Genomic DNA, 14,064 nt, shown 5'->3' on the forward strand with positions numbered 1-14,064 from the left:
TCAGCGCTCGTCGTCGGGAGCGGACTCGCCGTCGGAAGTCGGCTGATCGTCGGGAGCGGACTCACCGTCGGGTGCCGCCTCGTCGTCCGTGTCGTCGGCCAGCTCTTCGAAGAGCCCCTGCGGCGGGGTCACGACGACCACGCCGGCCTCGACGTCGACCTTCGGCACGAGCGCCGAGACGAACGGGACGAGGACCTCGCCCGACGCGGTGTCGACCGCGAGCAGGTCTTGGGCCGGCATGTGGTCGACCCGGGCCACCGTGCCGACGACGACGCCATCACGTTCGACGCGGAGGCCGACCAGCTGGTGGTCGTACCAGGCGTCGTCCTCGTGCGGCAGCTCGTCGGTGTCTTGGTCGACCCAGAGGATCGCCTTGACGAGGGACTCGGCGGCAGTGCGGTCGTCGACGCCCTCGAAGAAGCCGACCGGGTGGCTGTTGTACCAGCGCAGCTCGGTGAGGGTGAGGGTCTTGTCGTGCCAGGCACTGTCGGCGGGCACCTGCAGGCGGAACACGGCACCCGGCACGAAGCGCTGCTCGGGGGTGTCGGTGAAGAGTTCGAGCTTGAGGGCACCCTTGAGGCCGTGGGCCTTGGTGAGTCGCCCCACCCGGAGTTCGGTCTTGCGGTCGGACGGCACGGTTCTAGAGATCGCCGTCGACGACGTCGACCCGGACGCGCTTGCCGTCGGCCAGCGCCGTGATCAGGGTGCGGAGGGCCTTGGCGGTGCGACCGGCGCGGCCGATCACGCGACCGAGGTCGTCCGCGTGGACGTGCACCTCGAGGACGTCACCTCGCGGGGAGTTCTTCTCCACGACCTGCACCTCGTCCGGGTGATCGACGATCCCCCGGACGAGGTGTTCGAGTGCAGGTGCGAGCACTGACTACGCCTCGGTGGTCTCGGCGTCGTCGCTGGACTCGGCGGGCGCCTCGGCCTTGACCGCGGGCTTCTCGGTCTTGGGCACGAGGACCGGCTTCTTCTTCTCGTCGGCGACGAAGGCCTCTTTCGGGGCCTTGGTCTTGACGGTGCTGACGGCGTCGGCGTCGCCCTTGAACTTGCCCCAGTCACCCGTGAGCTTCAGCAGCGCGGCGACCTGCTCGGTCGGCTGTGCGCCGACGCCGAGCCAGTACTGCGCACGCTCGGACTCGACCTCGATGAACGAAGGCTCTTCGGTCGGGTGGTACTTGCCGATCTCTTCGATGACGCGACCGTCGCGCTTGGTGCGCGAGTCGGCGACGACGATGCGGTAGTAGGGGGCGCGGATCTTGCCCATGCGCTTGAGACGGATCTTGACAGCCACAATTCTCCTGTGTGATGTGATGTGGGCGAGTTGCTAGCCGTGAGCGTGGGGGCACACTCGGCTCGAAAGCTCTGATGGGAGTCGAACGTCGCCTGATTAGAGGGTCGGACGACAGAAGACTCGACCTCCCATTGTTGCAGACGAAAGGCCATCTGCACGAATTTCGTCGCGTCGTGTCCGACACCGCGCCTCCTCCGCGTCACGGGACGACCCGAGCGGCGCCGGCCAGCCCGGCGGACGGTCCCCTCGGGCCCTCGGCTGGCAGGATGGACCCGCCCTGACGCCCACGGGAAGGCCACGCGGATGCGCATCGATTTCACGACCTCAGAGCGGTCGACCCTCGGCGTCGAGTGGGAGCTCGCCCTCGTCGACCACGAGTCGGGCGAGCTGGCACCGCACGCCCCGGTGATCCTCGCCGACCTGGCGCACGTGAACGACGGCGGTCCCGAGCGGCTGACCAACGAACTGCTCACCAACACGGTCGAGGTCGTCACGGGCGTCCACCGCCGCGTCGCCGACGCCGTCGACGACCTGAAGGGCACGATCGACCAGGTCCGCGGCCCCGCCTCGGTGCTCGGCGCGGACCTGATGTGTGCCGGGACGCACCCCTACAGCCGCTACGTCGACCAAGAGGTGACCCCCGGCAAGGAGCGTTACGCGACCCTGATCGACCGCACGCGCTGGTGGGGTCGCCAGATGATGATCTGGGGCGTCCACGTGCACGTCGGCATCGACGACCGCGACAAGGCGCTCCCGATCCTCAACGGCATGCTCACCTACCTGCCGCACTTCCAGGCCCTGACGGCGTCCAGCCCGTTCTGGGTCGGGGAAGAGACGGGATACGCCTCGAACCGCGCCCTGATGTTCCAGCAGTTGCCGACGGCGGGCCTGCCGCCCCAGTTCGCGACCTGGTCCGAGTACGAGGCCATGGTGGCCGACATGACGCACACCGGCGTGATCGACGACCACAGCGAACTGCGCTGGGACCTCCGCCCCTCACCGAAGTGGGGCACCCTCGAGACCCGCGTCTTCGACGGCATCGCGACGACCGACGAGCTCGCCGCCGTGACGGCGCTGGTGCAGTGCCTCGTCGACGACATGTCCGAACGGCTCGACCGCGGCGAGGACCTGCCGAGCATGCAGCCGTGGTTCGTCCGAGAGAACAAGTGGCGAGCCGCCCGGTACGGGATGGACGCCATCGTGATCCAGAACGCCGCGGGTGACGAGCGGCTGGTGACGGACGACCTGCGCGAGCTCGTGACGACGCTCGAGCCGGCGGCCGAACGCCTCGGGTGCCTCGACGAACTGCACTCGCTCGCGATCATCACCGACCGCGGGGCCAGCTACCAGCGCCAGCTCGCCGTGGCCGCCGCCCACGGCGGAGACCTCCGGCCCGTCGTGGCCTCGCTTGTCCGCGAATTCGACGAGGGGTTGTCGGCGGCCGAGTGAGCCGTCGCGTCCGGCGTCACGCACGGACGACGACGCCCGCCCCGCGTCAGGCGGGACGGGCGTCGGCGATCGTCAGGAGGCGCGGGTCGGGTCAGCCGCGCCCGAGCATCTTCTGCAGCGACGCCAGCTCTTCGGGCGAGGGTGCCGTGCCGCCGGCCGTGGCCCCACCGCCGCCGAGCCCGAAGCCCGAACCGCCGGGAGCCGAGGAAGCCGGCTTGGCACCGGTGGCGAGGGCGGCGTTCTGGGCGGCACGCTTCGCCGGGTTGCCGGCCTTCGAGCCCTTCTTCTTGGGCTGTGCCTTCTTGCCGGCGTACGAGGCCCCGGGGATCGGGCCCATGCCGGGGACCTGGGGCACGCCGCCCTTGGCGACGGTCTTCATCATCTTCGAGGCCTGCTCGAAGCGCTGGACGAGCTGGTTGACGTCGGTGACGGTCATGCCCGAGCCCCGGGCGATGCGCAGTCGACGCGAGCCGTTGAGCAGCTTGGGCATCGCGCGCTCTTGCTGGGTCATCGACTGGATGATCGCCTCGGTGCGGACGATCTCGCGCTCGTCGAAGTTCTCGAGCTGCTCACGCATGCCCTTGGCGCCCGGCAGCATGCCGAGCATGCCTTTGATCGAGCCCATCTTGCGCAGCTGCTGCATCTGCGTGAGGAAGTCGTCGAGCGTGAAGGAGTCGGTCGCGATCTTCTGCGCGACCGCCATCGCTTCTTCTTCGTCGAAGGCCTGCTGGGCCTGCTCGATGAGCGAGAGGATGTCACCGAGGTCGAGGATGCGGCTCGCCATGCGGTCGGGGTGGAACGGCTCGAAGTCGTCGAGCGACTCACCCGTCGACGCGAACATGATCGGACGGCCGGTGACCGAGGCGACGCTGAGGGCGGCGCCACCGCGGGCGTCGCCGTCGAGCTTCGAGAGCACGACTCCGGTGAAGTCCACGCCGTCCTGGAAGGCCTTGGCCGTGGCCACGGCGTCCTGACCGATCATCGCGTCGATGACGAAGAGCACCTCGTCGGGGTCGACGGCCTTGCGGATGTTCGCGGCCTGCTTCATGAGCTCGGCGTCGACGCCGAGACGACCGGCCGTGTCGACGATGACGGTGTCGTACTGCTTGTCGCGGGCGTACTTGATGGCCTGCTTGGCGACCTTGACGGGGTCGCCGACGCCGTTGCCGGGCTCGGGTGCGAAGACGTGGGCGCCGGCCTGCTCACCGACGACCTGCAGCTGCGTCACCGCGTTGGGGCGCTGGAGGTCGGCCGCCACGAGCATGGGCGTGTGGCCGTCCTTCGCGAGCCACTTGGCCAGCTTGCCCGCGAGGGTCGTCTTGCCGGCACCCTGGAGGCCCGCGAGCATGATGACGGTCGGCGGGTTCTTGGCGAACTCGAGCCGACGCTGCTGACCACCGAGGATCTGCACCAGTTCTTCGTTGACGATCTGGACGACCTGCTGCGCCGGGTTCAGGGCCTTGCTGACCTCGTCGCCGAGGGCGCGGTCGCGCACCGTGTTCGTGAACGCCTTGACGACGTCGAACGCGACGTCGGCGTCGAGCAGGGCGCGACGGATCTCGCGCACGGTGCCGTCGACGTCGGCGGGGCTCAGCTTGCCCTTGTTGCGGAGGTTCTTGAACGTTTCCGCGAGGCGGTCGGAGAGGGTTCCAAAAGTGGCCATGGTGCGCCCATCTTAACCGACCGTCGGCGTCCCGCGCTGCGTGGTCGCGCCTCCTGGGCTCGCTTTTGTTGTACTCGGTGCATCAATGTGGTTACCCTCGGGGCATGACCACGACGCGACGTGTCGGCCTGACGGGTCCGCCGCTCGACTACCGCGAGGGGCTGCGCCTGCAGCGGCAGCTGCACGCCGACGTGGTGGCGGGGCGGCTCGACTCGGCCCTCGTCCTCTGCCAGCACCCGTCCGTCTATACGGCGGGGACGCGGACGCAGCCGACCGACCTGCCTCGTGACGGCTCCCCCGTCGTCCCGGTCGACCGCGGCGGACGCATCACCTGGCACGGCCCCGGCCAGCTCGTTGCCTACCCGATCGTGCGCCTGCCCGAGCCGCTCGACGTCGTCGCTCACGTCCGGGCGCTCGAGGCGTGCCTGATCGACGTGTGCTCGGGCGTCGGAGTGTCGGCCGTGCGCGTCGCGGGGCGCAGCGGCGCCTGGGTGCGGGGGCCCTTCGGTGACGAGAAGGTCGCGGCGGTCGGCGTGCGGGTCGCCGAGGGCGTGACGATGCACGGCGTCGCCCTCACCTGCGACGCCGACCTGTCCCCCTACGCCCAGATCGTGCCCTGCGGCATCACGGACGCCGGCGTGACCAGCCTGACCCGCGCCTCCGGGAGGCGCGTGGCCGTCACCGACGTCGCGGACGCCCTCGAGGCGGCCCTGACCGCCTACCTGACCGGCCTCGAGACCGCTCGCCGCCTGCCTGCCCGACCCGACCCCGTGGGAGCCCACCGATGACGACGACCGCCCCCGAGGGCCGACGCCTGCTGCGCGTCGAGGCCCGCAACGCCGAGACCCCGATCGAGAAGAAGCCGGCCTGGATCAAGACGACCGCGAGGCAGGGACCCGAGTACCGCGCCCTGACCGAGCTCGTGGTCGACAAGAAGCTGCACACCGTCTGCCAGGAGGCCGGCTGTCCGAACATCTTCGAGTGCTGGGAGGACCGCGAGGCCACGTTCCTGATCGGCGGCTCGCAGTGCACGCGACGCTGCGACTTCTGCCAGATCGACACCGGCAGGCCGAGCCCGCTCGACCGCCGCGAGCCGCTCTCGGTCGCCGAGTCGGTGCGCGAGATGGGGCTGCGCTACGCGACCGTCACCGGCGTCGCACGCGACGACCTCGACGACGGAGGCGCGTGGCTCTACGCCGAGACCATCCGTCGCATCCACGAGCTGAACCCGGGCACGGGCGTCGAGATCCTCGTGCCCGACTTCAACGGTCGCCCCGAACTGCTGGGGCAGGTCTTCGACGCCCGGCCCGAGGTCTTCGCCCACAACGTCGAGACGGTGCCGCGCATCTTCAAGCGCATCCGCCCCGCGTTCACCTTCGAGCGGTCCCTCGACGTCATCACGCAAGGGCACGACGCCGGGCTCGTGACGAAGTCGAACCTCATCCTCGGCATGGGCGAAGAACGGGGTGAGGTGATCGACGCCCTCGAACGCCTCCGGGAGGCGCACACCGACATCATCACGCTGACCCAGTACCTGCGCCCCAGCCCCCGGCACCTGCCGGTCGCCCGATGGGTGCACCCGGACGAGTTCGTCGACTTCCGCGAGATCGCCGAGGACATGGGCTTCAGCGGCGTGCTCGCCGGGCCGCTCGTGCGCTCGTCGTACCGTGCGGGTCGGCTGTGGGCACGGGCGACCGAGGCGCGCGGCGGGGTCGTGCCCGAGGCGCTGCGGCACCTGCTCGAGGCGGGGGCCGGACGCCAGGCCGTGTGACCCGCGCCTGCCCGGGCTCGCTAGGCGATGAGGTTCTGCACGCGCGCTGGAGCTCAGGGCGACGCGCCAGCGGCGCCGCGACGCCAGCGCCGAGGGAGCCTGCGACCGAGGACCGAGTTGACAGCGTCGACGGCAGCTAGGCGATCAGGTTCTGCACGAACACGTGGGGGGTGAAGCCGGTGAGGTCACCGATGCCCTCGCCCTGACCGACGAGCTTGATCGGGATGCCGGTCTGCTCTTGCACCGCGAGGACGAAACCGCCCCGGGCCGAGCCGTCGAGCTTCGTCAGGACGAGGCCGGTCACCCCGGCGTGCTCGATGAAGGCCTGCGCCTGCGCCAGGCCGTTCTGGCCGGTCGTCGCGTCGAGCACGAGCAGCACCTCGGCGATCTCGGTCTGCTTCTCGACGACGCGCTTGATCTTGCCGAGTTCGTCCATGAGGCCCGACTTCGTCTGCAGGCGGCCCGCCGTGTCGATGAGGACGATCTCGATGCCCTCGCGCATGGCGAGCTCGACCGTCTGGAACGCCACCGACGCAGGGTCTTGGCCCTGCTGCTGCGGGCGGACGATGCGGGCGCCCGCGCGCTCGGCCCAGGTCGCGACCTGCTCGACGGCGGCCGCGCGGAAGGTGTCGGCCGCGCCCACGACGACCGAGCGGTCGTAGTTGCGCAGGAACTTGGCGAACTTGCCGATCGTCGTCGTCTTGCCGACGCCGTTGACGCCGACCATCAGCACCACGGCGGGTCGGGCGCTGAGCTTGAGGGTCGAGTCGAGCTTCGAGAGCCGTTCTTCGAGCGTCTCGCGCAGCATGCGCTTGAGGTCGGCGGGGTCGGTGGTCGAGTAGCGCTGCACCTTCGCCTGGAGGTCGTCGATGATCTGCTCGGTCACGTCGGGGCCGAAGTCGGCGCCGATCAGGGCGGCCTCGAGGTCGTCCCACGTGGTCTCGTCGATCGTCTTCTTGGCGAACATGCCACGGAGGGCACCGGAGAGGGACCAGGGAGAAGCCATGCGGGCCAGCATATTCGGCCCCGGGCGAGACCGCGGACGTGCAGAGGCTGTAAGCTCGCCAGGTTGAAGGGGAGTACTCCCACGCGGTGGCGTCGTCAATACGGAAGAGACCGATCTCGACCCGGTGCACCGGTTCGCAGCCGTCCTGATCAGGACGCGACGCGAGTGGAGGAGACCTTCGGTACCCGCTGCGTACTGGAGGTACACACATGGACGTCCACTTCTTGACCTGGGCGATCACCATCGCCGGCATCATCGGCCTGCTGTTCTTCGACTTCTTCAGTCACGTCCGCACGCCGCACGAGCCGACGATCCGCGAGTCGGCCATCTGGTCGGGCGTCTACATCGGCATCGCCGTCCTGTTCGGCGTCGGCGTCGGCGTCTTCTCGAACTGGACCTTCGGCGGCGAGTACTTCGCCGGCTACATCACCGAGAAGGCCCTCTCGGTCGACAACCTGTTCGTCTTCCTGATCATCATGACGAGCTTCGCGGTGCCTCGCATCTACCAGCAGAAGGTGCTGCTCGTCGGCATCGCCATCGCCCTGCTCTCGCGCGGTCTGTTCATCGCGGCCGGCGTCGTCATCATCGAGAACTTCTCGTGGGTCTTCTACCTCTTCGGCATCCTGCTCTTCTGGCTCGCCTACAGCCAGGTCAAGGGCGGCCACGGCGACGACGAGAAGGACGAGGCGGACAGCAAGCTCATCCGTGCCCTGCGCCGCGTCATCCCGACCTCGACGGACTACGACGGCCAGAAGCTGACCACCAAGGTCGACGGCAAGCGCCTCTTCACCCCGCTCTTCTTGGTGATGGTGGCGATCGGCCTGACCGACGTGCTCTTCGCCCTCGACTCGATCCCCGCCATCTTCGGCCTCACGCAAGAGGCGTACATCGTCTTCACGGCGAACGCGTTCTCGCTGCTCGGCCTGCGTCAGCTGTACTTCCTGATCTCGGGTCTGCTCGAGCGCCTCGTCTACCTGGCCCAGGGGCTGGCGGTCATCCTCGCCTTCATCGGCGTCAAGCTGCTGTTCCACGCCCTGCACGTCAACGAGGTGCCGTTCATCAACGGCGGCGAGCCGATCACCTGGATCCCCGAGATCCCGATCTGGTTCTCGCTCGGCTTCATCGTGCTCACCATCGCCGTCGCGACGGTCGCGAGCCTCGCGAAGACCCGACGGGACGCCCGTGCGAAGGCCGGCGTCACGGCGGGTACCGACGACGACCACTGATCCCCCCGACGGGCGGCCTCCATCCGGGGCCGCCCGTCGTCACTCCCCCGCGGCACCGCCGCGCCGCACCACGGAACGGAACACCCCGATGCGCCTCGAACTCATCCGCCACGGTCAGACCGACTGGAACCTCGCCGACAAGCTCCAGGGCTCGTCCGACATCCCGCTCAACGACACGGGACGCGGCCAGGCCCTCGAGGCGGCGCGTCTGCTGGCCGGCGTCGAGTGGAGCGCCATCGTGTCGTCGCCGCTCGGGCGCGCCCGCGAGACCGCGCAGATCATCGCCGCCGAACTCGGCATCGAGCTGGGCGACGCCTACGACGAGCTGATCGAGCGCGACTACGCGTCGCACGAGGGCCGCACCCCCGAGTCGCCGATCCCCGACCAGCCGAACGCCGACTACCCCGACATCGAGCCGCGCGAGTCGGTCGCCGCCCGGGGCATCGGCGCGCTCGAGATGATCCGCGACACGCGACTGCCGCTCGACGGCGACGACGCCCACATCGTCGTCGTCTGCCACGGCACGATCATCCGGTTCACCCTCGCCGAGATCCTCGGCCGCGAGGTCCCGCACATCGAGAACGCCGCGGCGAACACGGTCGAGTGGGACGGCACCGCCTGGCGCGTGCTGAGCATCAACGGCGGGGTCGTCGACACGCCGATCGACTGACACCCCGGTGCCCCGCGGGGCACGACGAGAACGCAGGAGGCGCGGCCACGCAGGTCGCGCCTCCTGCGTTTCTCGTCGGGAGGGGTCAGGAGGCGGCAGGGGCGGCGGTGCCGCGCTCGGCGACGACGCGCTGGCCGACGACGGCGCTGACGCCGTCCTGACGCATCGAGACGCCGTAGAGGGCGTCGGCGATCTCCATCGTGCGCTTCTGATGCGTGATGACGATGAGCTGGCTCGACTCGCGCAGGTCCTCGAAGATGGTCAGCAACCGGCCGAGGTTCGCGTCGTCGAGGGCCGCCTCGACCTCGTCCATGATGTAGAACGGGCTCGGCCGGGCCTTGAAGATCGCGATCAGCAGCGCCACGGCGGCCAGTGACCGCTCGCCACCCGACAGCAGCGACAGCCGCTCGATCTTCTTGCCGGCCGGCTTCACCGTCACCTCGATGCCGGTCGCCAGCAGGTCGTCGGGATCCGTCAGGTGCAGCGAGCCGCTGCCTCCCGGGAAGAGGATCGGGAAAACCTGGTCGAAGGCGGCCTGGGTGTCGGCGAAGGCGCTCGCGAAGATGGTCTGCATCTTGTCGTCGATCTCGTCGATGATCGTCAAGAGGTCCTTGCGGGTGCCGGTCAGGTCGGTCAGCTGTTCGGTCAGGAAGACGTGGCGCTGCTCGAGCGCCGCGAACTCCTCGAGGGCCAGCGGGTTGACCCGCCCGAGCCGGGCGAGCTTCTTCTCGGCCGCGGCGAGCCGTCGCTGCTGGGCCGCCCGGTCGAAGGGCACGCCCCGAGGAGGCGCGGCGTCGGCCCCCGGGAGGGTCGCGTCGTCGAGGTCGGTGGCACCGTGGGGTGCGCGATCGGCGGCAGGGGCGGCGCGCTCCCCCGCGGCGTAATCCTCGCCCACGGCGTCGACGTCGCCCACGGCGTCGTCCTCGCCCGCGGCGTCGACGTCGAGCAGGTCGACCTCGTCGTCGACGGACGGGCGGGCCACGACCTCGTCGTCGCTCGGCACGGGCACGTGCGGCCCGTACTCGGCCACGAGGACGTCCTCGACGAGGCCGAGCTCGGAGCCGGCTCGTTCGAGCAGCCCGGACAGGTGCAGCTTCTTCTCGTAGATCTCCATCTCGAGGCCGTGCACGCTCTCGGTCACGGTGGCGAGCCGGTCCCGCAGCTCGCGCTCGGCCCGGCGCAGGGCCTGCAGCTCGGTGTTCTGCTCGGCCCGGGCCGCCTCCGCCTCGGCCAGCACCGCGCGCGCCTCGGCCACCGACCGGGCGACGGCGTCCAGGGTCGGGGGCAAGGCCTCGAGCACGGAGGACGTGGCCGCCATCTGGCGCTGCCGCACCACCGTCTGGCGTGCCCGGAGCTCGGCGGCCGCCCGTTGCTCGTCGAGCTGGCGTTGGAGGGCCTCGGCCCGGGCGATCTCGGCCCGGACCCGCTCGCGGACGGTCTCGAGGGCGATGCGGCGCTCGGTCTCGACGGCCCGCGCGGTCTCGACCTCGGCCAGCAGTCCGTCGCGCGACGACGCGTCGAGCAGCGGACGCGGGCGGGCGGCGTGCTCGTCGTGGGCGGCCGCGGCGGCGTCCACGGCGCGGCTCGCGGCGTCGACGGCCTCGACCGATGCGTCGAGGGCGTCCGAGAGACGGTCGACCTCGGCCTCGGCGGCCTCGACCCGGGCACGCAGACGACCGAGCTGCTGCCCGTGGGAGGTGACCCGCGCCTCCTCGTCCCGGGCGGCTGCCGCCGCCTCTTTCGCACGGGTGCGCGTCGTGGCGAGCCGCTCCCGCAGCTCGGCGAGTTCGGGGGCGAGACGCTCGATCTCGGTGGCCACGCCGGTGAGCCGGTCGGCGGCCGCGTCACGCTCGGCGACGAGCTCGAGACGCGACCGCTCGGCGCCCGACCCGCCGCGCAGCACGTAGTCGGTCAGCACCTCGCCCGCCCGCGTGATGACGGTCACGGGGACCGGGTGCCCGGCGAGTGCCTGCCAGGCCGAGCGCGCGACCACGAGGTCGTCGGCCACGACGGTGGCGGCCAGCAGTCCGAGCACCCCGGGAGGCGCGGTGACGACGGCCGTGGCGGCGACCGCTCCGGTCGGGAGGTCGACGTCGAGCGTCGACAGGGGCCGCACGGGCTCGGCGACGACGACCTCGACCCGGCCGAGCTCGGCCTCGGTGGCGTGCGCGACGGCGTCGACCGCGGCCTCGACGTCGTCGGCCAGGACCGAGTCGACCACGCTGCCGAGCGCCGCGGCGACGGCGGCCTCGTAACCGGGACGCACCTGCACGTGCTCGGCCACCAGGCCGCGGATGCCCGGTCGGCCCGCGGCCACGAGAGCGGCCGTGGCGTCGTTCTGGTCCAGGGCGAGCGACAGGGCGCTCCGCCGGGCCGCGAGGGCGTCGCGCTCGCGTTCGGCCGCGTGCAGGCGGTCGCGCAGCTCGTCGACGCTCGCCGTGAGAGCCGTCACTCGCTCTTCGGCCTCGGCCTGGACGGCGGCGTGATCGACCCCGTCGGCGTCGGCCCGCGGTGACCGCTGCTCGAGCTCGGCGTACTCGGCCCGCCCGGCGTCACGTCGCGCCTCGGCGGCCTCGAGCGCGGCGCGCTGACGCAGCTGCTCGCCACGGACGGCGGCGAGCCCCGACCGCGCCGTCTCGAGGGCGCCACGCAGGCGGGTCGCCTCGAGGTCGTGCTGCGAGACGAGGACGCTCTGCGCCTGGATCTCGACGTCGAGGGCGTCGAGGGACGCAAGGACCGTGGCCAGCTCGGCGCCGGCCGCCCCCACCGCCGCCTCGGCCTGCGAGACGTCGCCGCGCAGACGCTCGGCCTCGTCGCGGGCGTCGGCGACCATGCCCGCGCTGACGGTGGTCGCCACGGCGGGCTGGTCCGCCTGCTGGGCGAGCAGCTGGAGACGCTGCTGCGCGAGGCTCGACAGGCTGCGCAGGCGCTCGTGGACCGACTCGAGCCCGAAGACCACCCGGCGGGCGTCGTCGACGGCGTCGCCGATCATGGCCTGCTCGAGGCGGTGCTCGCGCTGCTTGTTCTCGTCGAGGCGGTCCTGCAGCACGATGCGCTCGCCCTTGCGCTCGGCCTCGGTGCTCGACCGGGCCGTGAGCGACTCGCGCAGGGCGACGACCTCGTCGGCCAACAGACGGGCGCGGGCGTCCCGGACGACCGCGGCGATGGTCTGCGCCTCGCGGGCGATCTCGGCCTGGCGCCCGAGCGGCTTGAGCTGACGGCGGAGCTCACCCGCGAGGTCGCTGAGCCGCGTGAGGTTCGTCTGCATGGCCTCGAGCTTGCGGAGGGTCTTCTCCTTGCGACGACGGTGCTTGAGGATGCCGGCTGCCTCTTCGACGAAGCCCCGGCGGTCCTCCGGGGTGGCACGCAGCACGGAGTCGAGCTGCCCCTGCCCCACGATGACGTGCATCTCGCGGCCGAGGCCGGAGTCGCTGAGCAGCTCTTGCACGTCGAGCAGCCGGCAGCCCTCGCCGTTGATGGCGTACTCGCTGCCGCCGTTGCGGAAGAGGGTGCGGCTGATCGTCACCTCGGTGTAGTCGATCGGCAGGGCCCCGTCGGAGTTGTCGATCGTCAACACGACCTGCGCCCGACCGAGCGGGCCGCGGGTGGAGGTACCGGCGAAGATGACGTCCTCCATCTTGCCGCCGCGGAGGTTCTTCGCTCCCTGCTCGCCCATCACCCAGGCGAGGGCGTCGACGACGTTGCTCTTGCCCGAACCGTTCGGGCCGACGACGCAGGTGACCCCCGGCTCGAAGGCGAACGTGGTCGCCGAGGCGAACGACTTGAAGCCCTTGAGCGTGAGGCTCTTCAGGTACATGCGCCGCGCCTCCTCGGGGCTCGTGACGGGTGGTGGACGGGGCGGACCGGGGCGCCGACGGCAGGTCGTGACCCGTTCTCAAGGATACGGGTGGAGGCCCCGCCGCCCGGGGAGGCGGGCGGCGGCGGACGGCGCAGGGATCAGCGCGTGCGCACCCGCTGGCAGCGGGGGCAGAAGTGGCTCGAGCGGTTCATGAAGGCCTCGCGCACGATGGGGGTGCCGCACCGCGGACAGGGGCGTCCCTGCTGCCCGTACGCGGCGAGGCTGTGGCTGAAGTAGCCCGACTGGCCGTTGACGTTGACGTACTGGGCGTCGAAGCTCGTCCCACCCTCACCGAGGGCCTTGAGCAGCACGACCCGCACCTCGGCCAGCAGCACGCGCGCACGCGCCCTCGACAACGACTCGGTGGGCTGCTCGGGATGCACCCGCGCGGCCCAGAGACTCTCGTCGGCGTAGATGTTGCCCACCCCGCTCAGCAGACCCTGGTCGAGGAGCGCGCGCTTCACCCCGGTCCGGCGGGCCAGCAGACGGGTGATCACCCGCGACTCGTCGAAGGCCGGGTCGAGCGGGTCGCGAGCGATGTGCGAGACCTGCTGCGGGACCCGACGCACCCACGCGGCCGGATCGTCGTCGGTGCCGGCGGTGGTGGTCGGCGGGGCGACCGTCCCGGCCTCGAGGGCAGCCTCGCCTGCGGCCTCGACATCGGACCCCAGGAGGCGCGGGCCGGCGAACCCCGCCGCCCGCCCGTCCGGCGTGGGCACCGTCTCGTCGAGGGCCATCGAGCCGAAGATGCGCTGGTCGACAAAGGCGAGTCGCACGGGGCCGAGCGACGGACTCTCGACCTCGAGCCGGATGCGCATCAGACGGTCGGGCTCGGCGTCCCGGCTGCGGAGCAGCACCTGACCGCTCATGCCGAGGTGAGCCACGAGGGCCAGGGGCTGCTCGTGCGGCTCGGCAGGCTCGAACGGGAACCAGAGGAACTTGCCCCGGCGGACAGCGGAGTCGATCGTGCCACCGACCAGCCGGTCCACGAAGTCGTCGCTCGGACCGCGGTGCCGCTTGAGCGAACGCCGGTCGAGGACGTCGACCGCCGTCACCACGGCACCGGCCACCACGGGGTGCAGACCGGCCCGGACGACCTCGACCTCGGGCAGTTCGGGCACGG

12 protein-coding genes are annotated in these 14,064 nt (G+C 71.1%); 5 read left to right on the forward strand and 7 right to left on the reverse strand.

Translation table 11 applies throughout. The features are described 5' to 3' along the window. From rimM to rpsP, 3 genes are read right to left on the reverse strand one after another with little or no spacing between them, the layout of a single operon-like run. Positions 1 to 636, reverse strand: coding sequence for a ribosome maturation factor RimM (rimM, locus tag BIV04_RS03805; RefSeq protein ID WP_255364133.1), 636 nt, complete (start codon positions 634 to 636; stop codon positions 1 to 3). Between the two features lie 4 nt (positions 637 to 640). Further along, complete coding sequence (locus BIV04_RS03810; protein WP_043596309.1) at positions 641 to 877, reverse strand: RNA-binding protein; 237 nt, start codon at positions 875 to 877, stop codon at positions 641 to 643. Between the two features lie 3 nt (positions 878 to 880). Further along, the gene (rpsP, locus tag BIV04_RS03815) at positions 881 to 1,297 is read right to left on the reverse strand and encodes a 30S ribosomal protein S16 (RefSeq protein WP_055971869.1); all 417 of its coding nucleotides are present in this window, start codon (positions 1,295 to 1,297) and stop codon (positions 881 to 883) included. Between the two features lie 303 nt (positions 1,298 to 1,600). On the opposite strand from rpsP, the gene BIV04_RS03820 reads away from it, so the two are divergent. Then, positions 1,601 to 2,746, forward strand: coding sequence for a glutamate--cysteine ligase (locus BIV04_RS03820; RefSeq protein ID WP_071254224.1), 1,146 nt, complete (start codon positions 1,601 to 1,603; stop codon positions 2,744 to 2,746). A gap of 91 nt (positions 2,747 to 2,837) precedes the next feature. On the opposite strand, the gene ffh is transcribed toward BIV04_RS03820, so the two are convergent. Continuing rightward, complete coding sequence (gene ffh / locus BIV04_RS03825; protein WP_071254226.1) at positions 2,838 to 4,409, reverse strand: signal recognition particle protein; 1,572 nt, start codon at positions 4,407 to 4,409, stop codon at positions 2,838 to 2,840. 104 nt (positions 4,410 to 4,513) lie between these two features. Here ffh and lipB point away from each other — a divergent pair, with 104 nt between their 5' ends. Both lipB and lipA read left to right on the forward strand, forming a co-directional pair. After that, positions 4,514 to 5,197 carry a lipoyl(octanoyl) transferase LipB gene (gene lipB / locus BIV04_RS03830; RefSeq protein ID WP_083396103.1) on the forward strand — a complete coding sequence of 228 codons (684 nt, stop codon included), beginning with the start codon at positions 4,514 to 4,516 and terminating at the stop codon, positions 5,195 to 5,197. After that, positions 5,194 to 6,180: a lipoyl synthase gene (gene lipA, locus BIV04_RS03835; RefSeq protein WP_071254228.1), complete on the forward strand. Its 987-nt coding sequence runs from the start codon at positions 5,194 to 5,196 to the stop codon at positions 6,178 to 6,180. The genes lipB and lipA overlap by 4 nt, the downstream gene beginning before the upstream one ends. A 136-nt stretch (positions 6,181 to 6,316) precedes the next feature. On the opposite strand, the gene ftsY is transcribed toward lipA, so the two are convergent. Next, positions 6,317 to 7,198, reverse strand: coding sequence for a signal recognition particle-docking protein FtsY (gene ftsY, locus BIV04_RS03840; RefSeq protein ID WP_369813588.1), 882 nt, complete (start codon positions 7,196 to 7,198; stop codon positions 6,317 to 6,319). A 197-nt stretch (positions 7,199 to 7,395) separates the two neighbouring features. Between ftsY and BIV04_RS03845 the strand changes: the two genes are divergently transcribed. Next, on the forward strand, positions 7,396 to 8,412 hold the full coding sequence (locus BIV04_RS03845; RefSeq protein ID WP_071254230.1) for a TerC family protein: 1,017 nt from the start codon (positions 7,396 to 7,398) through the stop codon (positions 8,410 to 8,412). 88 nt (positions 8,413 to 8,500) lie between these two features. Next, entirely contained in the window at positions 8,501 to 9,082 is a 582-nt protein-coding gene (locus BIV04_RS03850; RefSeq protein WP_071254232.1) for a histidine phosphatase family protein, read from the forward strand. Positions 9,083 to 9,167: 85 nt separating this feature from the next. Here the strand turns inward: BIV04_RS03850 and BIV04_RS03855 are convergent, their stop codons facing one another. Together BIV04_RS03855 and BIV04_RS03860 are read right to left on the reverse strand one after the other, a co-directional pair. After that, complete coding sequence (locus tag BIV04_RS03855; protein WP_071254234.1) at positions 9,168 to 12,899, reverse strand: AAA family ATPase; 3,732 nt, start codon at positions 12,897 to 12,899, stop codon at positions 9,168 to 9,170. A gap of 140 nt (positions 12,900 to 13,039) precedes the next feature. Continuing rightward, complete coding sequence (locus BIV04_RS03860) at positions 13,040 to 14,062, reverse strand: Fpg/Nei family DNA glycosylase (RefSeq protein ID WP_071254236.1); 1,023 nt, start codon at positions 14,060 to 14,062, stop codon at positions 13,040 to 13,042. Positions 14,063 to 14,064 lie beyond the last annotated feature (2 nt).

It is taken from the genome of Frigoribacterium sp. MCBA15_019 (genome assembly GCF_001864945.1).
GTDB lineage: Bacteria > Actinomycetota > Actinomycetes > Actinomycetales > Microbacteriaceae > Frigoribacterium.